The sequence below is a fragment of the Chitinophaga pinensis DSM 2588 genome (assembly GCF_000024005.1).
In the GTDB taxonomy this organism is placed as follows: domain Bacteria; phylum Bacteroidota; class Bacteroidia; order Chitinophagales; family Chitinophagaceae; genus Chitinophaga; species Chitinophaga pinensis.
In genome coordinates this window covers 6,831,865-6,857,408 of sequence record NC_013132.1, presented here as the reverse complement: position 1 = coordinate 6,857,408, position 25,544 = coordinate 6,831,865, and the positions used below count along the sequence as shown (strand labels likewise).

Annotated in this window: 20 protein-coding genes; 9 read left to right on the top strand and 11 right to left on the bottom strand. The window is 45.1% G+C overall.

What is annotated here, in order from left to right:
* The first annotated feature begins 126 nt into the window (after nt 1–126).
* Nucleotides 127–714: a hypothetical protein gene (locus tag CPIN_RS26565; protein WP_012792965.1), complete on the top strand. Its 588-nt coding sequence runs from the start codon at nt 127–129 to the stop codon at nt 712–714.
* 36 nt (nt 715–750) lie between these two features.
* Entirely contained in the window at nt 751–4,017 is a 3,267-nt protein-coding gene (locus CPIN_RS26560) for a leucine-rich repeat domain-containing protein (protein ID WP_012792964.1), read from the top strand.
* A 63-nt stretch (nt 4,018–4,080) separates the two neighbouring features.
* On the opposite strand, the gene CPIN_RS26555 is transcribed toward CPIN_RS26560, so the two are convergent.
* Both CPIN_RS26555 and CPIN_RS26550 read right to left on the bottom strand, forming a co-directional pair.
* Nucleotides 4,081–4,530: a lipocalin-like domain-containing protein gene (locus CPIN_RS26555; protein WP_012792963.1), complete on the bottom strand. Its 450-nt coding sequence runs from the start codon at nt 4,528–4,530 to the stop codon at nt 4,081–4,083.
* Nucleotides 4,531–4,595: 65 nt separating this feature from the next.
* Entirely contained in the window at nt 4,596–6,419 is a 1,824-nt protein-coding gene (locus CPIN_RS26550) for a LuxR C-terminal-related transcriptional regulator (protein ID WP_012792962.1), read from the bottom strand.
* 196 nt (nt 6,420–6,615) lie between these two features.
* Here CPIN_RS26550 and CPIN_RS26545 point away from each other — a divergent pair, with 196 nt between their 5' ends.
* Nucleotides 6,616–6,942: a magnetosome magnetite crystal formation protein family gene (locus CPIN_RS26545; protein ID WP_012792961.1), complete on the top strand. Its 327-nt coding sequence runs from the start codon at nt 6,616–6,618 to the stop codon at nt 6,940–6,942.
* 119 nt (nt 6,943–7,061) lie between these two features.
* Here the strand turns inward: CPIN_RS26545 and CPIN_RS26540 are convergent, their stop codons facing one another.
* The 7 genes from CPIN_RS26540 to CPIN_RS26510 all read right to left on the bottom strand — a co-directional run bounded on the left by CPIN_RS26540 (nt 7,062) and on the right by CPIN_RS26510 (nt 15,885).
* Nucleotides 7,062–8,501 carry a TolC family protein gene (locus CPIN_RS26540; RefSeq protein ID WP_245552034.1) on the bottom strand — a complete coding sequence of 480 codons (1,440 nt, stop codon included), beginning with the start codon at nt 8,499–8,501 and terminating at the stop codon, nt 7,062–7,064.
* A complete protein-coding gene (locus CPIN_RS26535; protein ID WP_012792959.1) occupies nt 8,488–11,661 on the bottom strand; it encodes an efflux RND transporter permease subunit in 3,174 nt (1,057 codons plus the stop codon). The genes CPIN_RS26540 and CPIN_RS26535 overlap by 14 nt, the downstream gene beginning before the upstream one ends.
* Before the next feature lie 26 nt (nt 11,662–11,687).
* Nucleotides 11,688–12,770, bottom strand: a complete 1,083-nt coding sequence (locus CPIN_RS26530) for an efflux RND transporter periplasmic adaptor subunit (protein ID WP_012792958.1) — start codon at nt 12,768–12,770, stop codon at nt 11,688–11,690.
* A 163-nt stretch (nt 12,771–12,933) separates the two neighbouring features.
* Nucleotides 12,934–13,335 (bottom strand): hypothetical protein, encoded by a 402-nt coding sequence (locus CPIN_RS26525; protein WP_012792956.1) that lies wholly within the window; start codon nt 13,333–13,335, stop codon nt 12,934–12,936.
* A gap of 415 nt (nt 13,336–13,750) precedes the next feature.
* Complete coding sequence (locus CPIN_RS26520; protein WP_012792955.1) at nt 13,751–14,638, bottom strand: retropepsin-like aspartic protease; 888 nt, start codon at nt 14,636–14,638, stop codon at nt 13,751–13,753.
* A 111-nt stretch (nt 14,639–14,749) separates the two neighbouring features.
* Nucleotides 14,750–15,349, bottom strand: a complete 600-nt coding sequence (gene wrbA / locus CPIN_RS26515) for an NAD(P)H:quinone oxidoreductase (protein WP_012792954.1) — start codon at nt 15,347–15,349, stop codon at nt 14,750–14,752.
* 161 nt (nt 15,350–15,510) lie between these two features.
* The gene (locus tag CPIN_RS26510; protein WP_012792953.1) at nt 15,511–15,885 is read right to left on the bottom strand and encodes an SPW repeat domain-containing protein; all 375 of its coding nucleotides are present in this window, start codon (nt 15,883–15,885) and stop codon (nt 15,511–15,513) included.
* Between the two features lie 399 nt (nt 15,886–16,284).
* On the opposite strand from CPIN_RS26510, the gene CPIN_RS26505 reads away from it, so the two are divergent.
* From CPIN_RS26505 to CPIN_RS26490, 4 genes are all read left to right on the top strand, one after another.
* Nucleotides 16,285–17,592 carry a spondin domain-containing protein gene (locus CPIN_RS26505; protein ID WP_012792952.1) on the top strand — a complete coding sequence of 436 codons (1,308 nt, stop codon included), beginning with the start codon at nt 16,285–16,287 and terminating at the stop codon, nt 17,590–17,592.
* 131 nt (nt 17,593–17,723) lie between these two features.
* Nucleotides 17,724–18,572: an AraC family transcriptional regulator gene (locus CPIN_RS26500; protein ID WP_012792951.1), complete on the top strand. Its 849-nt coding sequence runs from the start codon at nt 17,724–17,726 to the stop codon at nt 18,570–18,572.
* A gap of 72 nt (nt 18,573–18,644) precedes the next feature.
* Complete coding sequence (locus CPIN_RS26495; protein ID WP_012792950.1) at nt 18,645–19,394, top strand: DeoR/GlpR family DNA-binding transcription regulator; 750 nt, start codon at nt 18,645–18,647, stop codon at nt 19,392–19,394.
* A 30-nt stretch (nt 19,395–19,424) separates the two neighbouring features.
* Nucleotides 19,425–20,042: an NUDIX hydrolase gene (locus CPIN_RS26490; protein WP_012792949.1), complete on the top strand. Its 618-nt coding sequence runs from the start codon at nt 19,425–19,427 to the stop codon at nt 20,040–20,042.
* Between the two features lie 147 nt (nt 20,043–20,189).
* Here the strand turns inward: CPIN_RS26490 and CPIN_RS26485 are convergent, their stop codons facing one another.
* Both CPIN_RS26485 and CPIN_RS26480 read right to left on the bottom strand, forming a co-directional pair.
* Nucleotides 20,190–21,290 (bottom strand): hypothetical protein, encoded by a 1,101-nt coding sequence (locus CPIN_RS26485; RefSeq protein ID WP_012792948.1) that lies wholly within the window; start codon nt 21,288–21,290, stop codon nt 20,190–20,192.
* 6 nt (nt 21,291–21,296) lie between these two features.
* Entirely contained in the window at nt 21,297–22,172 is an 876-nt protein-coding gene (locus tag CPIN_RS26480; protein WP_012792947.1) for a helix-turn-helix domain-containing protein, read from the bottom strand.
* Between the two features lie 187 nt (nt 22,173–22,359).
* Between CPIN_RS26480 and CPIN_RS26475 the strand changes: the two genes are divergently transcribed.
* Nucleotides 22,360–24,420: a glycoside hydrolase family 127 protein gene (locus tag CPIN_RS26475; protein ID WP_012792946.1), complete on the top strand. Its 2,061-nt coding sequence runs from the start codon at nt 22,360–22,362 to the stop codon at nt 24,418–24,420.
* Nucleotides 24,421–24,457: 37 nt separating this feature from the next.
* Nucleotides 24,458–25,489, top strand: coding sequence for a lipase family protein (locus CPIN_RS26470; RefSeq protein WP_012792945.1), 1,032 nt, complete (start codon nt 24,458–24,460; stop codon nt 25,487–25,489).
* Nucleotides 25,490–25,544: the final 55 nt, after the last annotated feature.

The window sequence follows — 25,544 nt, the reverse complement described above, 5'->3', positions numbered from 1 at the left end:
ATCCTGCCCTAGAACAGTGTACAATAAAAGAGGTTCTCTGTGTCAGGGGACCTCTTTATTTATAAGTTCCCGGATGTAATAAAATAATTATATTATATTTATTCTCTTAACCGGGACTAATATCTCATGAAAGCCATTTTTTTAGGGACTATTGTTTTGTTTTTGTTATCATGCCAGCAACAAACCTCCAATAATCAGGAGCATAACGTGACGGATTCTATGCCAACCCTGATGCGATCCGAATCTGCAGCATTGCTTGAGGGTTTCTCCATTCCTTTTAATGAAGATCTGCAAGATACTAACAGCGTTTTCTTTTTTTGCCTTCCTTCCTTTGACACAGCATATGTACTACATCTGCGGAAACGCAGAGATGGTGCGCAAGGTGTTATTTATAAGACTATGCCACAGCATAGAGGTGCTATCATCGGATTTGCAGATCAAACAGAGGATGTGCTCCCTTTTTCGGGATTTGGTTTTCGTATGGATATAGCTGGCTGGGAGAAATTTACGGAGCAGGCTTCCCGTACTGCAGCAAATTCCAGAAAAGATGGCAAAAATAGTGGCTGCTGTGATGGGACCTCTTACCTGTTATTATATAAGGGAAACCAATTTCCAGGCGGAAACCTCGGAGATACGGCTTTTGAAAATTTTACTCAGTATATCAAAGATTCTGTACTAAATAAATATGTGGCCGGTCGGATAAGACGGCCATAGTAAGCGAACATCATTATTGTAAAACCTATCAAAAAAATGCTCCAGTATTTCGAATTACAGGATGGGACATCCTCAAAGTTCTGGCAAATTTCATTAACTGCCCACACCATTGCCACCCGATACGGTAAGATCGGTACCCATGGAAAGACCACAACAAAAGATTTTGATGACCCCGCAAAAGCCCGGCAGGAATATGACAAACTTGTCAAAGAGAAGACCGGAAAAGGCTACATAGAGATCATAAAAGACAGTAAAGCCCTGACTCCCGGTGATTTTTATATTATTTCCGAAAAGGAGGCGGTAGAACGCTTTCAGCTTAATCAGTACATTAACGGTCTGTATGATGACGGCGGAAAGTATATGGTATACGACGGCGATGTCACCTTTGACAGCATGTTGGATACCTATAAATTTTGCATTGCCGCGAAAGACGACATATATGGTATCATCGTGGATGGTAATCTTACCGTCAATGGTGTATTATTCCAGCCGGATATTGATAATGGTGAACATCTGCTGGTTACCGGCAATGTACAGGTAAAAAGCATCAACAAAGGTGGTGGAGAATTTTATGTCAAAGGCGACCTCCTGGCAGAACAAACCATTTATGGTTATTATAACCATGGTGAATTGACGGTGGAAGGTCGTACGCAGGCAACAGCCATCTTCGCAGATGATCATTCGTTTACATTCAAGGGTGGCGTATCCGGAACAATTGTCGGCGATCATGAAATAGAAGGTATAGACGGTGGATATAGTGATATCACTGTATTGCGGCCCGAATTGGTGAAGGAGAAGGAATATGCCGACAGCGATAAGGTTGGTAAATACATTAACAAAGGACAGCACATCCTGAGAGATGAGTTTTTACCTGGTTTCAAAGCGGCTGCAGGCGCTTCTCCTAAAGAAGCCGTAGCTTCCGTTCAGCCGGAGATACTGACTGCTGCTGAAGCAAAGGAAAAGTTTGATTTCAGTAGCTACGATCCTATCGGCGTTATTGATTTTAATCTCGTATTATACTTTGAAAACGGACTGACGATAGATGGAGATCTGAATGCAGATCTGGCCAGGAAAATGCTGGAAGACCAGGAAGAACCTGCTGAGATTGCAGACCTGCTGGTATTCGTAAATGGTAACCTGACAGTAAAAGGAGATATCTCACTGGGTGAAGAAAGTTTCCCTTGTTTGTTTGTATGCGGAAATGTGAAATGTGACGTACTCTATAGTGGCAGTGAGTTTATTCATATCACAGGTAATGCGGATATCAAGTATGCGTTAGACGGTAACTATAATGATGGTGCTATCACTATCGAGGGAATTACCAGTGTGCCGTATGTTCTGAATTCAGACCATGATACGAATATCACGCCCAAAGACGCTGTTTTAATCAATTACTTCGGTGATTCGGATGACTTCTTCATGTATGACTATACTGAAAAGGATTTTGAAGAAGTAATGGCTGCAGGAACTTTCAAGAACAAGGAATTTGACAGGCATGCATTTATTGACATGCTGAAGGCAAAGAAGTCTCCGATGAAAAAAGGCATACAGGTCGGCCGGCTGCTTGTAATGGAGGAGTTGGCGCTGCGAAAGGCGAAGCCTGAAACTGTTCAGGTGCTTGATTTGAGTAATAAATCCCTGAGTAAGTTCCCGAGGATTCTGACAAGTTTCAGTGCGCTGAAAAAGCTGACATTAAGTGGAAACAGTATAAAGGAGATCCCTGTGGAGATAGCTGCGCTTGAACAACTGGAAGAATTACATCTTTCAGGATGTGCATTGGAAACACTGCCCCTGGAACTGGCGCAGCTGAAGCAGCTACGGGTACTGGATGTTTCTAAGAATAAGGACTTGAAGATACCGGAGGGCTTTAGCCAATCGGAATCACTGCGTGTATTAGATGTAAGTAAATGTATCGGTTTCGGATTAACAGCCGGTATCCCTGCACTGGAAGAGCTACGCTGTGATAAATGCACAGAGGTTAGTCCGGTTGATTTTCCTGCGGCTATTCTGGGATGTACAGGTCTGAAACGCCTGTCCATGAACCAGAATTCAATTAAACAGATTCCGGCTGCGCTTACAACATTGAAACAGCTGGAAGAACTGTACCTGGACAGTGCGTTGTCTTATATCAGTGAACTCCCGGATCTGTCGGGACTGACTAAACTAAGGGTCTTACATGCCTCAGGAATATATAATGATGCCAGTTCTCCATTGGTCAAACAGGAGCTGTTGAAAAGTTTCTTTAAGATTACTTCCCTGGAAGAATTGAGGCTGGATCTTTATCGGAGATGGTTGCAGGATCTCGACGAGGATGATTTTGAGGGCATCGCAAAAAATCTTGCGCATGATCCGGTAAGATTACAGGAGATAAGGGACCTGCAGGCTAGTAAAGCAGATTATGGTAATGGAAAAATGGTCGGTCATCTGAGGAAACCAATGACAGCTGAACACCTGGAAGGAATTGGAGCATTGCAGCAGTTGCGTATACTTGATTTGAGTGACAACATGTTGTCCGAATTACCGGAGGAGTTGTATGGTCTACCTAAACTTCGTTCGCTGAGTCTGAAAGGGAATTCTTTCACGATTGACGATCGGTTGAAGATAGCAGAAAGATTACCGGAAGTTGATCTGGATGTAAGGGAGAATTGGGTACCAGATGAAGTCATAGATACGCCAACAGCTAAATCATGGAAAGAGGTGGCCGATCTTATTGAAGCAGGTAATGAACTGTGGTTCAACTATGCAGGAGAGCCACTGAATGCGATAAAGAAATACGACGAGGCCCTGGAATACTTTAATACGGGTAAGGTGAAAGACAAGTACCTGTTCCTGTATCTGCACTATGTGAAAACGAATGCGTATAGCAATATCGCCAGTGATGATGACTATGACGAGATGTCTGAAGAAGATAAAAAAAAGGTGCGACTGGCTTGTATCGAGACGGGGCTGAAAGGACTGTCCCTGATTCCAAAAGAGATGCTGCCGGCTACCAGTATGGGTAAATTTTATAAAGAGGCGATCCGTATTATGGGCAACGCTGTAGCCTGGGACATGCTTGAGACATATGAGGATGCCGCGAAAATGGAAGAAGCCCTGCTGCTTATCAATCAGGCAGCTGCCTGGGTACAGGATAAGAGCGAATACTTTATCTATGATACGAAGATCAGGATACTATTACGTCTCGGTAGAAAAGAAGAAGCCTGGCAGTTGGTGAAGAAAACGTTGGAAGAGAACAAATCTTACACCGATTTGAAAGATATAGAAGATAGCAAAGAGTATAAACAGTGGTTGAAGAAACAGTAACCACAAACGACGTATGCTCCTTTTGAATAAGGAGCATACGTCATTCAACAGTATAGAGATCTTTTATTGTTTGGTATAGGTCATTGTCATTTTATCTCCCGGCAATAAGATACCACCCGCAGAATACACCAGTTTACTACAGTCGAAGCTTTCGATCGCCCCTGTTGCTTCGCCATCTATTACAATTGTCTTATCCTGTAAATTCCATACGCCTTTTTCAGAAGAAGAAGGATCACAGACAGCGCCCAGATCTTTGTATTCATAGACACCATCTTTACCAAAAATGGTGATATTGTCTTTGTCACAGTCATCCAGGAACGGAAGGTAGTCAACAGGGTCTTTGTCACCAGCAGCAGCATAGGTTAACGCCGTCAGTTTGTAAGTGCCGGCAATGCTTGCCATATCTATGCTACAGCCTTTTGGAGGGGTCGGTTTGTCGTCTTTTTTGCAGGAAAAGAACAGGCTAACAGATAACAGTACGAATAAAGTTTGCTTGATTGTTGTTGCTTTCATAAAGTTTGTTTGATAGTAATACCCCTTCATGAAAGCAGAGGGTTGGGTAACCCCAAAAAAAAATTTTATCCCAATGTTCTGATGAAATTGTCCAGATTATCGTCTTTACCTAAGCCCAGTTTTTGTTTGATCCTGTAGCGAGCCATACGAATACTTTTTGCTTCAATATTTAAGCGATTGGAGATCTCTTTATTAGAAAGTCCCATCAATATATAGGAACAGTATTTCATGTCCAGTCTTGTCAGGGAATCGCCTGCGTGTTGCTGTAATTGTTCAAAGAAGGCAGCATGTACTTCTACGAAATCCGTTTTATGGCCTTCATATTCTTCGTCCAGCTGCTGCTGGCGTTTCAGTAGTTTCTTAATCTGATCGTTGCCGGCGGTAGATTTATCGGCCAGCATTTCCATCAGCTGATTTTTCTCCTGTTTTTGCAGTTGTTCGGCCAGCAGTTCTTTTTCCAGTCTTTCCTGTCGTTCCCGCAGGAGGGTCTGTTCGGTGATCAGCTGATTGGCCTCCGCTTCTTTCAGTTTTACCTTCAGAATGACTTCTTCTTTTTCCTTGTCTATCAGTGCCTGTTTGCGGATAGATGCTTTCAGACGGTAGTTGTAGGATACCAGGAGTAAGGTAAGGGCGAGGAATCCTGCGATACCTAATCCGATGTATAACAGGTTCCGTTTACCCCGGAAGGCAGCCTCCTGTTCCAGCAGGACTATTTTTTGTTGCTGTTGCGCTGCCCGGTAACGTGCCTCTATACGTTGGGTATTGTTAATCTTTTCCTGGTTGAAGGCTTTTTCGTTAGCTGCCACAAAACTTTTCATGTAACCCAGTGCTTTTTTCGTATCTCCCTGTTTCTCAGCCACTCTGGCCAGGGCATTGTAAATGCGTGACTGGGTAAGAGGCATCTTGATGGGTGAAGTTTCTGTACGGGCCAGGGCCGTCAGCAGAATGAGTTCCGCTTCGGCGGGATTGTTGTTCAGCAGTTCATATTCACTGCGCATACCATAACAGTTTACCAGTATTTCGGTGAGTCCGCTGGCCGAAGTAACATTTTCTGCCAGGTCCAGATAATGATATACGCTGTCCCGGTAGGAAACGGGGTAATGCTGGAAGTAGATATTTGCCAGATTGAGGGCAATACCGGCTGTGTTGCTTTTTACGAGTATATGTGCCGGATCCCGTTTATTCAGGTCAATAGCCTGCCTGTAAAAAGACAGAGCAGTATCCAGTAGTGGCTGTTGTTTGGGATTCAGTTTAAATAGATCATAATAGTATTGTCCTATTGTATAATAGCCAGTATTCAGTACATCCGCTTCGCCGTTTTGCAATGCCAGGGTATAACTGCGTCGGGCATATTCTCCCTGGCGGGCGGGGTCCGTACCATAGCTGTATATACTGGCCAGGTAATGACAAGTGATAGCGCTATAGGCTATCCCGTCTTTTCCTTTAAAGTAGTCCAGTGCCTTCAGGAACTTCGTTACCGCTTCATCATTTTCATTATCAATCAGATCCAGCCAGCCGCTTCTGAACCAGACCATCCCTTTGGCGATAGGATCCTTTGCGGTATTTACATAGCGCATGGCGCTATCCATTGCTGCGTAAGCGCCGGGTTTATCCTTTCGTTGGACCAGCAGATGGATCCTGGTAGCGTAGAGCCATGCTTTTGCGTCTGCTCCGGGGGCATCGGCGGCATTATTTGTGAGCTGGATCGCTTTTTCCAGGTTTGTCTCAAACAGTGCCCTTGTCAGTTTACATCGGATAACGGTCTTTTCGTAATCAGACAGTTCTTCCCGCTTGAGTTTTGCTTCCAGGGAGTCAATATATCCTTGCTGAGCAAACGTAAAGGGGCTAATGATGAGCAGTAGCGATATGGTTATGAGTTCTCGTAACATCCGGACTAAAGTACAAAAAAGAATCTGGCCGGAAAAGGGCTCAGAATACCAATGCACTGATAATCATGTTATTGTGTCTTTTTGGTAGACGCTTTGTAGACGCGGCAAATTGTAGTCGTAGTCCACTTGTAGCCACTGTTTTCATGGTAAGTCGCTGATCACATGTTACGTTTGCATGGTATCAAAAATCCATATCATGACGAACCGCACGATGGCCATTGTTGCCTACATTACGCTGATAGGATGGGTAGTTGCTTATCTTTCTTACAGGAAGTCTGACGATAAAAGCCCGTTTGTTCAGTATCACCTGAGTCAGTCCCTTGGTATTATTATTTTCTCTATTGCCCTGAGTATTGCCAGTGGCATATTGGTTGGTATACTGCCATCTATGGCGACATTGTTTTACATTATTTCGCTGTGCCCGTTCATTCTGATGCTGCTGGGAATCATTACAGCGTCTAATGAGGCACAGCGCCCTATACCGTTGATAGGGAAATTAGTGGAGGGGAAATTTAACCTGTGAGCCAATGGGCCGCAGGTCTTTCAGCCCGTTGTTGTTAATCCCACTGATTGTCATAACCCGATATAAACAGCAGAGCCGGTCAGGATTCCTGACCGGCTCTCGTTTGTGAAGAAGGATGTTTATTTCCATCCACCCCCTAAGTTCCTATAGATATTTACCACTGCATTCAGTTGTGATTTTTTAGTTTCCACCAGTTCCAGTTTGGCATCCAGTGCATCACGCTGTGTCAGCAGTACTTCTAAATAATCAGCTCGGGCCGATTTGAACAGGTCGTTGGATACGTCAATAGACCTGGTCAGTGCGTCTACCTGTTTGGATTTCAGATCGTAGCTTTTCTCCAGGTTATTAATATTGGAGAGCTGCGTTGATACTTCCACATAGGCGTTCAGGATGGTCCGCTCGTAGTTATACAATGCCTGTAGCTGTCTTGCGTTGGCACTGCTGAACTCAGCCTTGATCGCATTCCTGTTGATCAGCGGAGCGACGATATCGCCTGCCAGTGAATACAGCAGGGATTCCGGCATCTTGAACAGGTAGGAAGGTTTGAAGGCATTGAAGCCCACACCTGCAGATATCCCCAGGGAAGGGTAGAACTCTGCACGGGCCACCTTTACATCCAGTTTTGCCGCTGTCAGTTCCAGTTCTGCCTGTTTGATATCAGGACGGTTGGCCAGCAGTTGTGAAGGGATGCCGGTATTTACCATAGCTGGCAGAACATCCACGAAGTTGCCTTTATCCCTGGCGATTTCCTGTGGATAGCGACCCAGCAGGAAGTTAATCCTGTTTTCTGTTTCTTTGACCTGCTGAAGGACATCATACTCCAGGCTCTGAGATTTCAGTACTTCTGCTTCGAATTTCTTCACCGCCAGTTCTGTCGCTCTGCTTGCCTCTTTCTGCACCTTTACGATTTCCAGCCCGTTCTTTTGCAGTTCGATGTTCTGTCTGATGATCTCAAGCTGGTTGTCCAGCGCCAGGAGTTCATAATAAGAATTGGCGATTTCTGCGATCAGGTTGGTCAGTACGAAGTTTCTGCCTTCTACGCTTGCCAGGTAACGGGTAACTGCTGCTTTTTTAGAATTGTGCAGTTTGCTCCAGATGTCTGCTTCCCAGTTGGCATAGGCGCCGATCATAAAATCGGGCAGGGGATCAGGCATTTCCTTTCCCGGCTCTATCTCCGTAGTTGCGTCACCGGCACCCTGGCTGGTATAACGTCCTACTTTCTCAACGCCTGCTCCCGCCCTTACACCTACTGTTGGCAGTAACTGTGCCTTTCTCGACCTGATATCGTTTCTGGCAATCTCTATTTCCTGTAAAGTGATCATCAGCTCCTGGTTGTTTTTCAGTGCTGTGTCGATCAGGTTTACCAGGTTTTTATCTTTAAAGAATTCACGCCATTGTACCAAAGCAGTATTGGTGGTATCCTGGTTTCCGTTATAGGCGACCGGAACCGATTTATTTTCGGTTGGCGTCGCTACTTTCGGCACTCCGCAACTGGCTACTGCCAGACAAGCCCCCAACACACCGATACTCCTGTTTATCCTGAATTTATACATATACATTATGATCGATTTCCTCGGTTAATGGATTTTCTTCTTCTTCTTTCACAAGCATGCGTTTTTCCGCAATCTTGCCGAATATGTAATATAATCCGGGTATGATCAGTACCCCGAAGATGGTACCGAATAACATACCGCCTGCAGCAGCTGTACCAATGGTACGGTTACCGATCTTACCAGGACCAGTAGCGATCACCAGTGGGATCAGACCCGCGATGAATGCGAAAGAGGTCATCAGGATCGGACGGAACCTTACTTTGGAACCTTCCATAGCAGCCGCCAATACGGTGGAGCCGGAACGGTGTTTCTGCACGGCAAATTCCACGATCAGTACGGCGTTCTTACCTAAGAGACCGATCAACATTACCATGGCTACCTGTGCGTAGATGTTGTTTTCCAGTCCTAGTACAGTCAGCAGGAAGAATGCACCACAGATACCCGCTGGCAGGGAGAGGATTACTGCGAATGGCAGAATGAAGCTCTCATACTGTGCGGCCAGGATCAGGTACACGAATCCGAGACAGATGAGGAAGATATAGATCGCCTGGTTACCCTGCGCCACCTCATCTTTAGAGATACCTGCCCAGTCGATACCAAAACCTCTTGGCAGTGTTTTCTTCGCTACTTCGTCAATTACCTGGATCGCCTGACCACTACTGTATCCCGGAGCGGCGGAACCACTGATCTGGGAAGAATTGTACATGTTGTAGCGGGTGATCTCAGACAGACCATATACTTTTTCCATCTTCATAAATGCAGAGAAAGGCACCATTTCGTCGCGGTCATTCTTTACATACAGTTTCAGGATATCCTCAGGCAGTGCGCGGTATTGCGGAGAAGCCTGAATGATCACTTTATAAGGACGGTCAAATTTGATGAAGCTGATCTCGTAGTTACTACCTATCAATGTAGAGAGGGTATTCATGGCATTGTCAATGCTTACGCCTTTTTGCTGTGCGATATCATTGTCAATTTTCAGCATGTATTGCGGGAAGCTGGCAGAGTAGAAGCTGAATACAGATGCCAGCTCTTTGTGTTTGCTCAGTTCTGCTACAAAATCATTGCTGACAGTTTCCATTTTCTTATAGTCGCCGGAACCTCCTTTATCCAGCAGACGTAATTCGAAACCGCCCGCTGCACCATAACCCGGTACGGCTGGTGGCTGGAAGAATTCGATATTCGCGCCGGTGATGTCTTTACATTTCTCTTCCAGTTCCTCAATGATTTCCTGTACGGAGTGTTTACGTTCTTCCCAGCTTTTCAGGTTGATCAGACAGGTGCCTGAGTTGGAACCGGTACCTTCCGTCAGGATCTCATAACCAGCAAGGGCAGATACGGATTGTACACCATCGATCTCTTCGCATATTTTCTGCAGTTTCTCTGCTACCTGATTGGTTCTTTCCAGGGAAGATCCCGGAGGTGTCTGAATGATACCGTACAACATACCCTGGTCTTCATTCGGAATGAAGCCGGAAGGCACGTGTCCGTTCAGATACCAGGTAGCGGCACAGAAGCCGGCCAGCATGGCGAATGTTACCAGACGTCTGTTGATAATGGACTTCAGGATCCGCATATAGCGGCCCTGCGTTTTATCAAAGCCCCTGTTGAACGCCGCCAGGAATTTATCTACAGGAGATAATTTCTTCTTTTTACCATGATTGTTTTTCAGGATCATCGCACAAAGCGCAGGCGTCAACGTCAATGCTACCACACCGGAGAGGATGATTGCAGTTGCCATTGTGATGGAGAACTGGCGATAGAAGATACCTACCGGACCTGACATGAACGCCACCGGTACAAACACCGCAGACATCAGGAAGGTGATCGCAATGATCGCACCCGCAATTTCATGCATGGCCTTTTTGGTAGCCTTCAGCGGAGAGAGATGTTCTTCCTCCATTTTGGCATGGACGGCCTCAATTACCACGATGGCGTCATCCACCACGACACCGATCGCCAATACGAGGGCGAAGAGGGTGATCAGGTTGAGGGTGATACCAAAGAACTGCATGAATACGAACGTACCAATCAGGGATACGGGTACCGCCATTGCCGGGATCAGGGTAGAACGCCAGTCACCCAGGAAGAGGAACACCACTATACCAACCAGTACGAATGCTTCCACGAGGGTGTGGATCACTTTTTCGATAGAGGCATCCAGGAATTTAGATACGTCATAGCTGATCTCATAGTTCATTCCTTTCGGGAAGGAGTTGCCCTTGATCTCTTTCAGTTTCGCTTTAACGTCTTTAATTACCTGGCTCGCATTACTACCGTAAGACTGTTTCAGTACGATCGCTGCGGATGGTTTACCATTCAGGTTGGAATAGATATCGTACATGGAGCTTCCGAACTCAATCTCTGCCACATCTTTCAGGCGAAGAATTTCACCATTCGGATTAGAGCGCAGGATTACGTTTTCGTACTGCTCTTTAGAGTTAAACCTTCCGGAGTATTTCAGTACATATTCAAAAGACTGAGATCTTCTACCGGAGCTCTCACCGGTTTTACCAGGAGAGGCTTCCAGACTCTGTTCAGCCAGTGATTTCATCACTTCATCCGCAGAGATCTTGTAAGCCAGCATACGGTCAGGCTTCAGCCAGATACGCATGGCGTATTCCCTGTTACCAAGGATGTCCACGAAACCTACACCGTCAACCCTTCTTAATTCCGGCAACAGGTTAATGTCGGCGAAGTTGAAGAGGAATTTCTGATCGGCATTCGGATCTTCACTGTACAGGTTCACGTACATCAACATGCTGGATTCCACACGGGATACCTTCACACCTTCACGTACTACCAGTGGCGGGAGTTTGTTTACCACGGAAGCCACACGGTTCTGTACGTTCAGGGAAGCCTGGTTAGGATCAGTACCTAGGTTGAATACGACCTGTAAGGTGGCCTCACCGTCGTTACCTGCGTCGGAGGTCATGTATTTCATGCCGGGAACACCGTTAATGGCTCTTTCCAGCGGAATGATTACGGATTTGATCATCAGCTCACCGTTTGCACCCGGGTATTCACAGGTCACATTCACCTTGGGAGGGGAGATGGACGGGAATTGCGTTACCGGTAACGAGGTGATGGAGATCACACCCAGGAACACGATAATGAGCGATATTACTATTGAGAGGACCGGCCTCTGTATAAATTTATTAAACATTGATCTACGCTATTAGGAATGATAGATTATTCCGCTTTCAATCGCAGGTGGGAAATCACCTCTTGCGGCGCCAGATATTCATAGCTGATCTTGTCGTCATCTTTTACTTTCTGAATGCCTTCCAGCAGGATCCTGTCGTTTTGGGACAGGCCGCTCTGTACTACATACAGGTCTGGAACTTCGCCACTGATAGTAATGTTTCTTGATTTCAGTACGTTGTTCTTATCAACTACGAACACATACTTTTTATCCTGGATCTCGTAAGTAGCTTTCTGAGGAATGATCAGCGCATCTTTTAATGGCATTGTCATCAATACCTTTCCGGTTTCTCCATGTTTCAGCAGTTTGTCCGGGTTAGGGAACTTTGCTCTGAAGGCGATGTTACCTGTTTCATTATCAAACTCGCTCTCGATCACCTGTACCTCGCCTTTATAAGGCAGGGCGCGGTTATTAGCCAGCAGCAGATTTACATGGTTGTCGCCGCGGCTCTTGGCATTGGTCTGATACTCCAGGTATTCCGGCTCGGATACGTTGAAATAAGCGAACATTTCGCTGTTGTCGGAGAGGCTGGTCAGCAATTCTCCTTCATCGATCAGGCTTCCCAGTTTTTTAGGGATACGATCAATAGTACCGGCGAACGGCGCCTTGATCTCAGTAAATGACAGGTGCAGTTTTGCCAATGCGATTTCAGCTTTGGCCTGGTCGAGTTTCGCCTGTGCCATTGCCTGCTCGTTTTTGGAAACGATGTTTTTGTCAGCAAGTGTTTTTGCATTTTGCAGTTCGATTTCTGCTGCTTTTGCCTCTGCTTCAGCTTTCAGTAATTCTGCTTCATACAGTTTCGGCATGATCCTGAACAGCGTTTGTCCGGCTTTAACGAACTGACCTTCGTCAACATAGATGTTTTCGAGGTAACCTTTTTCCTGTGCGCGAAGTTCAATGTTTCTCACAGAACGGATCTGCGAAACATATTCTTTAGTAAAGGAAGTATCCATGACCATCGGACTGGTAACAGCGTACTTGCTTACTTCTTCTTTTTCTTCTTTGTGTGGCTTGCAGCTGGTGTGCCATAACAGCGCACACAAGCTTGTAAACATGACGATTCTCTTCATGATATTTGATAATAAACGATAGGATGCTTGAATGATAATGGTTGGGTTGAACACATCAGTCCCGGAGATGGGATGAAAAACGACTATGCAGAAGAAAGTAGGGATATGGTACGTCCGACTGGCATGCGTAAAACACCTCCGTTAAACTGAGGTATGCAGCCAATCAGATTCTTAATGCTCTCTGAGTAAGATATTTATAAGATATCTGATCGGAAAAAGTTGGCGGGGCTTTAAAGTACCTGCGCAGGTACCTTAAACTTGTCTGGTATGCGTATGCGTCGCGGCTTTTAGCCAGTAATTTAACTTTGGGGCTGAAGTAGTTGTTAGGATCTTCGTCTTCTACTTCTTCACTGATAATATATTCATCCTCCATAATGGGACGGGTGTCCCTGACTACAGAGCAATCCTCATTTGTTGTGGTGAAGCGGCCGTTATCCTGTTGCTGATCCTGTTCCTGTATGGAAAGAGTGTAGCTTCCGTCGTTTTGATACGCACGTGCAAAGGAACTTTCATTCCCCTTCAACAGCAAGATGCACAGGTATACAAAAATTATTGCTACTCTCATTTGGGAGCCAAAACTAGGATAAAGTTTGAGAGAGAAAAGGGGGGACGATAAATTTTAATCAATTTTTAAAATCCTTGTTTTTAAGGAATGCGGAAGAATGGAATGCTTGTTGTCAGGCAGGATAGGGCAAGAGTGTGGAAATTGCCTGTACTGACCTAGTTAGAGCCATTTCCCAGGGGAATCAGTAATGAAAACAGGAGTAGTGAATGATGTTATAGGATGTTGATTATGAATTTATTATGGACTTGAGGTGGACTTGATGCGTATGTGAGGGGCTTAATGGGGGGAATATTGTATTGATAATGAGTTGATTAGGGCAGGCGGGTGGAGAAAGGAGTGGCCGCTTTATTTTTTAAGCTCCCGATCGATGATGGTAACCTGCCGGGAGCTTAAAATTTGCTTAATAAGTTTGCATTTAACGTTGTACTAACAATACTTTTTTATCTAAGTCAAAAGTGATTTTCTGACCAAACCAGTTGATCCAGATAATACCGTCATAGATCAATCCCTCAAGAAATTGTACAGGAAAGTCTTTTCTGCCTACTGCAGGTTCCTTTGCGGAAGCGATACTGCTTAAAGTAGTAAGATAGATGTGTGATACATGGTTGGTGTCAATCTCGCTTTTCTTTGCAAATTGCTTTACATGGAGGGAGTCGTTGATATCCACTCCCAGTTGTTGAAGGTATTTTGCATTCAGTCTGAATACATCTTTTCCTGCTCCGCTATCCAGGGACAGTTGGAGGTTCAGGGTATCATTGATCTTAAAATAAGAGAATATTGTGAGTGATTTCCCGCGGGATTGCTCCAGTTGTACCGGAACAGTCTTCGCCTTTTTTCTGATATCAGCGAGGGTCTGGGCGGATTCAAAACGGATCACTTTTTTGTCAAAGTCGATGGTAAATGGCAGGGATTCAACCAGCTTCAGAGAAATGATACCATCGATACCACCCAGATTAGCATCTACATAACTGATCTCTTCGTCTGTCTTTTTCAGACTGCCAAATTCGAAGCTTTTTACCCTGAACAGTGCAATGTCCAGTCTTTCTCCCGTTGCTCTGAAGCCGGTATAACCACCATCTTCCCGTGTTACCTGTTTCAGTTTGTCAAAGAATGTTTTGGTGAATACGGTGATCCCTGCGCCGGTATCAAAGATAAAGTTACCGTCCAGACCGTCTACTTTTGCTTTCACGAGAATGTGGCCGGAAGGTAATAAGCTAAAGGGGATTTCATTTTTAGCTGATTGGGAAAACAAGGCGAATGGTATACAAAGGGCCAGGCATAGTGAAAGGAATACTGATTTCATTTTTCTTTTAAAAGTAGCAAATTTTGCAGAATGTCGTAGTTCCGGCAGGGTTATCCCGGGCAGCATAAAAAAGGGGACCATGGCAGGTCCCCGGTATTTTGGATAGTAGTATCAGGCTCCCTTGAACTTAGCGGCGATCTCCGCAACTCGTCTGCCCTGTAGTTTAGCGGCTGTGATGGCAATTTCATCCGGATCCAGTTTACCGTTCTGGGAAGTAAAAGAGGTTCCATAAGGATTGCCGGACTGGAATTGACTGGGTTCTACATAGCCAGGTGAAACGATGATCATTCCCCAGTGATAGAAAGCAGTGTTCAGCGCAAGAATCGTGGCTTCCTGTCCGCCGTGTAAGGTGGCAGTAGAAGTAAAAGAGGAGCCGATTTTATTGGTCAGTGCACCTTTTGCCCATAGTGCACCTGTCTGGTCAATGAAGTTCTTGATCTGGGCTGCCGGTAGTCCGTAGCGGGTAGGAGAACCGAAAATGATGGCGTCTGCCCATTCCAGGTCATCATTGGATGCTTCAGACACACCGGAAGTTTCCTCAATGTGTTGCTTCCATACCGGGTTATTTCCCCAAAGTTCATCGGGCGCCGTTTCCTTTACCTTCAGGAGACGGGTTTCTGCACCGGCAGCCTTTGCTCCCTCTTCAATAGCTTTTGCCAGGAGATGTGTAGTACCTGTTTGACTGTAATAGATGATTGCGACTTTTGCCATAGATGATGCTTTATTATTTGGAGTGATAACAGAGAACAACAAGCAACAGTTGTGCATTGTTGTGTCTGATCCTGGTCCGGATCTATCCGCATTGCCGCAAAGTATATACCATAGTCTTTGAACAGGGACAAGCTGTTATAATAATGGTAGTTTGGTCTGTATTAGACATTTGCGAAACCTTTCGCATTTGCCCCGGTCACGATTTTAGTCATGGAAGCTGTCCCGATTTCAAAAAGTCCCACAATCACGTGTGGAAGCCATACATGATCAGAAAAACTCAATAGTATTGGTGAGAGCGCCAAAAGAAAGCCGCTGAGCACATCTAATGTCAGATGCGTACTCATATTGAGCCGGTGAGAGACGCCTAATTCATAATCTGTTATCAGACTATATAAAATAGTGGCAATACCGAAGCCGATGGGTACCCAGGAAGCAGCTCCTCCATCATAAAAGCCGAAAAGCCAGGGTGCAGCGATCAGGAGAATGGCGACAATATAGTCCAGGAATCCGTGTGTCTTTGTGCTTATAAATTTCATGGTCAATTGTTTTGATGCTAATAGATCCGGAACAGCAATTATGCCAGTGGATTTATAGTTAGAAGTTGGGTAGAGGTGCCGGGGAGCAAGTGTTGACAAAAGTACATGTTAGGAGTATACTAAACCTTACTGATATCGTATCGTAAGTGACAATCGTTACCTGATTGGCAATCGGTACCGGATACCGTTGGCGCTATTTACTAACCTATGCCAGCAGGCAGAGAGATCGATGATGAGTTGAAGCAAAGAATGAGAAAGCAACGTAAGCAGAAGAAGGAAATGCGCAGGCATTAAAAACCCGAGCTCGGGAAATATCGTCAAGTCAACGGGAAATGCAGATAGCATTGTCTTCTGCGTCTTGCGCTAGTTTTGTTCTGTCACTAAAAACGGACCAATACTATGCACAGCAAGCACATTACACTCTGGTTATCCATGGGACTGGCTCCCTTGATTTTAACGTCCTGCGATAAGGATGATGATAATAAAACAATGCCGCCTGCGGTATCTTCCACCATTGTTGTGGAAAATGTACTAAATGCAAAGCCACTGGTACAATCGGGGACTTTCCAACACGAGGGTAGTTCTCCGTTGACCATGCCCGGGGAATCGTTCTCATTAAGTTTCTCTGCGGCGAAAGGTCAGGCGGTATCGTTTGCCACAATGTATGGCTGGTCCAATGACCTGTTCTTTGCACCGGCTAATCCTGGCATTAAACTGTATGCTGAAGATGGTACACCTATCGAAGGGGATGTTTCTGCCCAGATAAAGCTATGGGACAACGGTACGCGCATAAATCAGTTGCCAGGTGCAGCTGTCAGCCATCCGGGAACGGCTGAAGCGGCTGCACAGAATATTTCAGAAGTGAATGGCACAGACGCACAGGGGAATAAATATGCGGCTGCATCTTCCCTGATGAAGGCGGTATTGAAGTATAATGGCAATTCCACCTTTACGCTGACGGTCACTAATGCATCCGGCGCAACTACTAATCCAACTCCGTTCAGTCCGGGCGTATGGGCTATTTCTTACATAGCTGGTGGTAATCTGTTGAATCCTAATCCATTGTATGAGAATGGCAAACCATCTGCTAACGGACTGACCAATATCGCTGAAATGGGCAATAATACCGCGCTGGGTACATATATCCAGGGGCAGACAGGCATCTTCACACCACTTTCTCCTGTATTGGTGGTTGTATATAATGGTATCGACAATCCATTATTCAAAACCGGTGAGAACGACAGAGGCAAAGGGTTAAAGGATTTGGCGCAGAAAGGCGATGCCAATACGCTTGCTGCCTATCTGAAAACGTTATCAGGCGTAAAGAGCGTGTATGTATTGCCTGCGGCAAACACAAACATATTGCTTCCCGGCCTGAACGGACAGGCTGGAGCGAAGGTATCCCAACAATTGTCTGTAACTGAAGGCGATAAAATTGCCATTGCCACTATGTACGGATTTTCAAATGACTGGTTTTTCGCTACGAAAACATCGATTGACGCAACTAAAAAAGGAGATTTCTCATCAGGTATAGGACTTTATGACAACGGTACGGCTAAAGACCAGTTCCCTGGAGCAGGTATCACGCAGTTTAATCTGGCGGGTACGCCACTGCAAGAAAGTAAAGCTATTCAGGAGGTACCCAACCCCAATGCATTTACAACATTACCTTCGATCCCGGAGATCATAAAAGTCACAATTCAATAAGTCAAAAGAGGAAAAGGTGTTTGTTTTTACAAACGCCTTTCCATTTTTACCTGGAATGCCTGCGATACGTATATTATTACATAACTTTCACCGTGGTACCATTAGGCCCTGTGTTTTCGAAAAATGGAGATATGATAAAGGAATTTGAGGAAAAACCAACGCTGGCAAAATTTGTCATGCACATTGGTAACGAGCAATTCAAAGGCGCCGGCATGCGTAACCCGCTACCGAAGCCTGTAAATACTTTCGTTTATAACAAAGGCGACGCTCAGCAGGTAATAATAGATGAAATTGAATACACTATGCCAGCGCAGGCTATCCTGCCGCTGGTATCTAACCAGCATTTTCATTTTGAGCGTCCGGATGAACTGATTGCCTGGCAGTTTAACCGGGAGTTTTACTGTATTGTCAACCACGATGCAGAAGTTGGCTGCGTCGGATTTCTTTTCTATGGTATCAGACATCCAATGTTCATTCAGCTGGATGAATCAACAATAGCTGAGATGATCCAGATGCAGAAGAATTTTGCGGATGAATGGCAGCACAGCGATAACTTTCGTGGTGAAATGCTCCGGATACTACTGAAGCGTCTTATCATTACAACTACCCGGCTGGCTAAATTGCAAAGTGAAAGTTATCAGCAATTCAGTGATGAGAAAATGGACATCGTCCGCAAATTCGCGCTTCTATTAGAGATCAATTATAAATCAGAACATGAGGTGAAGTTTTATGCAGCTGCTTTAAATAAATCCCCTAAAACCCTTTGTAATATCTTTTCATTACTACAGCAACCCTCCCCCTCCAAACTGATACAAAACCGGATTATACTTGAGGCAAAACGTTATTTATATTATACAGACAAGTCGGGAAAAGAGATAGCTTACGAACTTGGTTTTGACAGCCCCGCGCATTTCAGCCGATTTTTTAAGCTTTATTCAGGATGTCGGATCTCTGATTTTAGAGCTGAAAAAGCGCAATAATTTGCATTTTTAAAAGAATTTAATGCAAAAAATTTCATTTATAGTGCAAATTTATTGCCTATATTTGCAATTATGAATAAAGAGGAACGGCACCAACTGATCATCAATAAGCTTCGTCTGCTTGACAAAGTTGATTATGAATCACTCAGTAATGAATTCTCCGTCTCCTCTGACACCATCCGGAGAGATATCAACGAACTGGCAGAAGCGGGGATGATCCGCAAGATTAAAGGCGGAGCGCAGCCCCAAGCACTGATCCCTGTCTCTTATGAGGAAAGAGAACGCTATGGTAATGCCGGTAAACGTATTGTCGCCCAGAAGGCTGCTGCACTTATCAAAGACGGACAGGTCGTGGTCTTCGATGGTGGTACCACACCATTCCTTATTGCAGGTAATCTCCCCCGGAATATACAACTGACAGTGATTACCCACAGTTTTCCGATTGCCAGTCTGCTACTGGAGTACCCGAATGTCGAACTCATTTTCGCCGGTGGCCGTGCGTCTAGGAAATCAAAGATCACTACCGGGTTTGAGGTACTACACAAATACAATCATATACACGCTGATATCGGGATACTCGGTATTCATAGTCTGCATCACGAGGCAGGCGTGACCGATCCTGTATATGAAGAAGTCGAGGTAAAGGCCCGTATCGCTGCCATGTCAGACCAGTTGATCGTAGTTCCAACCGCCGAGAAATTATATGCCGTATCCAATTATACCATCTGCCGGCCCGATGCCATACATACACTGGTCACCGATCTTCAACCGGATGATCCGGTGTTACAGCCATATCAGCAGCTGGGTATACAATTGCGTTGAAACCATTCATCTTTATAATTTATCCACCACATGCAGTCGATATTCGAACATGCCAAAAGACTAAAAGCCATCAGCCATCTCGGACTTACTTATTCTAATAATGAGTATGACAGAGAGCGCTATGAAGAATTGGAGACCATCAGCCTGGATATTATGGAACAACTCACAAACGAGCCTGTATCCAAACTATCGCTGTATTTCTCAGATACCAAAGAATACATCACGCCGAAAGTTGATATACGCGTCGTCATCTTTAATGAAAAAGAAGAGATCCTGTTGGTCAAAGAAAAAGCAGACGGCCTATGGTCTTTGCCAGGTGGCTGGGCAGATATTGGTAGTTCACCAAGGGAGGTTGCTGTAAAAGAAGCTTTCGAAGAAACAGGTCTGAGAGTAGAAACTGTTAAACTGCTCGCAGCAATGGATATGAAATGCCATCCGCATCCGCCGCAGTTGCATTATGCATACAAGATATTTATCCGTTGTAACGTTATCGATGGTACCTGGAATGAAGCGCATGATATCCTGGATAAAGCATATTTTGCGCAGGATGCGCTGCCTCCGTTATCGTTAGAAAGGATCTTACCTCAACAGATCGATCTGATGTTTGAGTTCCTGAGAATGCCGGATAAAGAAACCGTGTTTGATTGATAAGAAATAGATATAAAATGGATTGATATTGATAGGCGATGTGGTCGTCCGGCTGGGTCTTTAACAGAAGGATGGCAACCATAGCTTAACAGATTGATCATTTAAATAAAATGAGAAAGCAGCAGGGACCATCCCTGCTGTTTTCTTTTATCTAGTCAGCGGCTGAAATCGCACAAAGTCTTTAACATGATCCCAGTCGTCTCCTGCCTTCATTTCTTTCTTTTCAATAAATTCGCCTGTCCAGGGATTAAATACATATAAGGTATAGATATACCAGCCACGGTGATCTCCCGGTATGGCTTTCATTTCCTCCTGCGGAACAGTAATATAGTAAACAAACGCTCCGCTCGTCTTTCCTGTTTCAGCAGGTGATTCCCAGGTTAATACGCCATCTGCTTTAATAGTGTCGCTTTCCGGGAATCCTTGTCTGACTGCCTCTTTCAAAGCCTGTTTAAATGTTAGCTGGAAGTGGGCATGTGTATGCTCCGGTAATTGTTCAAGGCCATAAGTATCTTCTTTTACAGGTTCTCCTGCCTTGTTGAAAGTAAAACCTATACGGGCAGGAAATTTTTGTCCGTCAATCTTTATATGATATTCCAGGATATAGTCATTCGGTTGTTGCTTAAAAGGTGCTGTCCAATAACTCCAACCACCATCTTTCTCACCTAGTTTTGACGCTGCGGGATCAAACATGACATTGTTGTTAAAGAAATCCTGTCCGTACCATCTGGCGATGATGCTATCTGCCTTTGTCTGAATTGCCTTTTGCTTTTTGTAGTAGGGATGCGCCTGTGTATTATAAACTGTCCAGATCTGCCGTTCATGGTCTATCGTGTGGTCTAATTTCCCATTATTAAGATATTCTTTGTACATACCGGTGCGGTACCCATTTGCAGTATATTCTGTAATACGCTGTAACTGCGGGCTGTTATGAAAATAGTATTCCTCCCTGATCAGGTGGTAGTTGCGATAAGTACTAATGCGTCTAAGTGTTATTTTCTCCTCTTCATCGTTATATTCAGCCGCTTTTTCCAGGATCAGATCTCCGAGGCAGAGGGAATCATTGAATGACCATAGTACAGGCTTTATGACATCTCCAATTGTATCATAATAGGCGGCGACTTTGATTTCCGTGTGAGGATCTTTTTTAAAATGATCTATCAGTAGACTGTCTTCCCTGCTGAGCTGTTGTCCGAACAAACATTGTATACTGCAAAGCAGTATAAATAATATAGATATAGGTTTCATACAAATTTATACGTATGCCTCAGGTAATCTGCCTGCTGCAAACATTTTCTGATATTCCACAGGTGTTTTCTTTGTCATTGATTTAAACTTCCTGTTGAAGTAGGAGATATTGTTAAACCCGGACTGCATACTGATCTGATTCACACCTAACAGCTGCTGCTGTAGCAATTTACAGGCATGGCCGATACGTACTTCTATCAGGAACTCAGAGAAGGTCTTACGGGTATATTTTTTAAAGTATCTGCAAAATGCCTCCGGCGACAAGCAGGCGACAGACGCAATAACATTCAGGGGAATTTCCTCTCTGAAATTACGCAGGATATAATCCATTACCCTACCCATGCGCTCGGATTCAGCACGGTCTGATTTGCTGCTGAAACCACGACTGGATAACAACTCAAATTCAGCAGATTTTGCCAGTGTATACAGCACGGACAGGAGTTGAATAACAACAGCCGTTTCATCCATTTCTACCATCGCCCGTATCATACGTGTCACTTCCTGCAAGGTCTCCCCCGTAAAGGTGAAGCCCCGTATGGATTTGTCCAGTAAAGCCCGGATGGGTTTAAAAGGCGCTTTGTCAAAGAATCCTTTACCCAGGAAATCTTCATTGAACTGTACTACAATCTGATGGATATCCCTCGGACCGGCAATATGTTTATTGCTATAGGTATGAGGCAGATTGGGCCCGAAAAAGCAGAGGTCTCCGGAAGAGAATTCGGCTATATTGTTACCTACAAAGCGCTTACCTGACCCATTCAGGATCAAAATAAGCTCATACTCCGGATGAAAGTGAAGGGGGAACTCATTCACGGTGAAATGTTCCTCTTTTACCACCAGGATATTGGATGACGGTATAATATTCTCCCTGTACAGTTTCATGGGATTGACCTATTCTGCGGTAAGATAAGTAAAATATCAGCTAAAAAAGGACCTTATATTGGTCAATATAATGCAACTTCAGGCTAACCCAGTGCTAAACTCACTTTGATTTAAAATGCAATTTTGTTCCGTAGCAACTGCAAAACGTAGCTCATTTAACCGAAAAGACAAGTAAATAACATTATTCATGCAAGCTCGCTCCACGATGCAAATACTCAGGTACACACCCTCTATTAAGGTGCTTTCTATCAGCGCGCTGCTGGCCGGCAGCTTTGCTGTTCATGGACAGACGGCTGCACCGGTAGCCCATATTATCCAGCCGGCGACCTTGTCCCAGGTAAAGATCAAGGACGATTTCTGGACGCCGAAATACAAGGTATGGACTACGCATACGGTCTATGATGTGCTGGACAAATTAGAGGGTAGTTATGATCCCGACAGACAGGATCTGATAGATGAAAAACAACGCCAGGGTAAAACGAGGAATGCCTTCCTGAATTTCGACAGGGTGGCATCCGGAGAAAAGAATACACAGGTGTTTGATGGTCCGCCGTGGTATGACGGACTGGTATATGAAACCATCCGGGGCGCTGCTGATCTTCTCAGTCAGTACCCGGATAGAAAGCTGGAAAAGAAACTGGATGCTTATATCGAAAGGATCGCAGCTGCGCAGGCGGTGAATCCCGATGGCTATATCAATACCTATACTACCTTGAACCGTCCCGGACAACGTTGGGGTACGAATGGCGGCGACGACAAGTGGCAGCACGACGTATACAATGCCGGTGCGCTGATTGAAGCGGCTGTACACTATTATCAGGCGACAGGTAAGACGCGTTTACTGAATGTGGCTGTGAAAATGAGTAACTATATGTATGCGCAGATGGGGCCGGCTCCTAAGCTGAATGTCATCCCCGGGCATGGTGGTCCGGAGGAAGCCTTATTGAAACTATACTGGTTGTTTAAGACAGCTCCTTCGCTGAAGGCTAAAATAAGCGTACCTGTACACGAAGAACAATATTACAGTCTGGTGCAGTTCTGGATCGAAAACAGGGGTAACTATGGCAGTGGTAGTTATGCCCGTAAGAGTGACGGCGCCTATAACCAGGACCATATGCCGATATTACAGCAACAAACCATAGAAGGCCATGCAGTCCGCGCTACCTTATTGGCAACCGGCGTTACTGCCATGGCTATGGAAAATAATAATCCGGCTTATTTTACGACTGCTGTTCGTTACTGGGATAATATGACGGGTAAACGCATGTTTGTGACAGGCGGGGAAGGGGCCATTGCTGACCAGGAGAAGTTCGGTCCGGATTACTTCCTGCCGGAATCTGCTTACCTGGAAACCTGTGCCTCCATTGGGGCTGCATTTTTTAGTCAGCGTATGAATCAGTTACTGGCAGATGGTAAGTACATGGATGAATTTGAACGCGTGATGTATAATAACCTGTTATCAGGAGTATCATTGTCAGGTGATCACTACTTTTACGAAAATCCACTCATTGCGAAGGACCATAAACGCTGGGCATGGCACAGTTGTCCTTGTTGTCCGCCGATGATCCTGAAAATGGTGGCAGCCATACCTGCGTATATTTATGCTGCTGATAATACCGGTTTGTATGTCAACCTGTTTATCAGCAGTGAATACAAAGGTGCTGTAGGGGATAAGAAAGTCTCTTTGAAACAATCCACGCAATACCCTTGGAAAGGAACGACTCAGATAGCAGTTAATCCTGCAGAGGAAGGTGATTTTGCAGTAAGCGTGCGTATACCCGGCTGGGCACAAGGCAGGGAAAATTACTTTGGTCTTTATACTTCTCAGGTCACAACGCCTGTTTCCCTGCGTGTAAATGGCGCGGCTGTTCCTGTTCAGCCGGAGAATGGCTATGTGCGTATCAAACGTCACTGGAAGAAAGGAGATAAGATCATATTGGCGTTGCCTATGCAGCCAAGACTGATATTCCCGCATGACTCGATACGGACAGTTCAGGGGAAGGCGACGATTGCCGCAGGTCCGGTTATTTACGGGCTGGAAGGTATTGACAATAGTAAACTGGATAGTTTAACAATCAGCCGTAATACTGCCTTACAACTGGCATTTAAACCAGGTTTCCTGGGAGGCGTGAATGTGGTCACAGGACAGCTGGGCGGAAGTACATTTACTGCTATTCCGTTCTATACGCTGGCTAACAGACAAGTAGCGCCGTATAGGGTATGGTTGCCGGTGGAAAAAGCAGATTAGCCTAGTTTCCTCTTTTTTTAACCATAAATACACGATCATGAAACCGATTACCCCTAACACGGCTAATTTCAGCACTCAACCTGCTGACGCCTCAACTGCCGTATGGCTTTGCTTTATCACTTACAGTACAAACCCCGTTAACGAAATTGGTCAATATCTTCCTGGCTGGCAGATAGTCTGGAATGGTGTGCAGACCTTCGATGGTAACTATGCGTTTATTGCTTCAGACGCAGCTGGAGAAAACTTTGCACTCACTATCCGCGGTTCTCTGCCCCCTAAAGATGTTTTCAGTAACTGGGATGCCTTTGCCAACTGGATACTTGAAGACCTGAATGTGGTAACACAGTCGAAATGGCCTTATACATCCCCCACCGTTTCCGACGCCGTTGTCAGCAGCGGTGCTTACCTTGCATTTACCAATATGGAATGTATGAAGGATTCCCTGGGTTCCGGACAGTCAATCCTGCAATTCCTGCAGCAGCACGTTATCAATGCCGGTAAGAAATTGCTGATCACAGGCCATAGCCTGGGTGGTAATATGGCGAATGTATACGCTTCTTACCTGGTACAACAGATCAACGTGACGGGTTATGTGGCCAGCAAACTGTCCCTCTTTACATTTGCGGCCCCTGCCTCCGGCAACAGCAGTTTTGCCCAGGATCTCGATGGTAAACTACCGAATGCATGGCATTATCAGAATGCCAATGATATCATCCCTAATTGCCCGGTAGCTGCCCGGATCGTCCTGACAGGTCTTTTGTATACACCTCAGCCGGCAGCATACAAGATCACTGTTACATTCAAAGGGTTGACAGTGACATTACAGGAGGCTTTCCTGATGCTGGGAGGTATATTCCTGTTATATGATTATCAGCAGGAGAGTAATCACTACGTGATCTTCGGTACAGACCTGTATCCGGAATATGAGGATAATACCCTGGAGAATTGGTTTGCACAGGCGGGTTCTCAGCACGCGCTGAGTAACTATGCCGGCTTCCTTGGCATAGATCTGCCGGTTATTACCACCAATTCGCTGGTACAACCTTTGGTCGCACCTGCCTTGAGTTAAGGAGATGCCATATAAGTATGTAAAGGGCAGTATCAGCTGCCCTTTTATAATGACA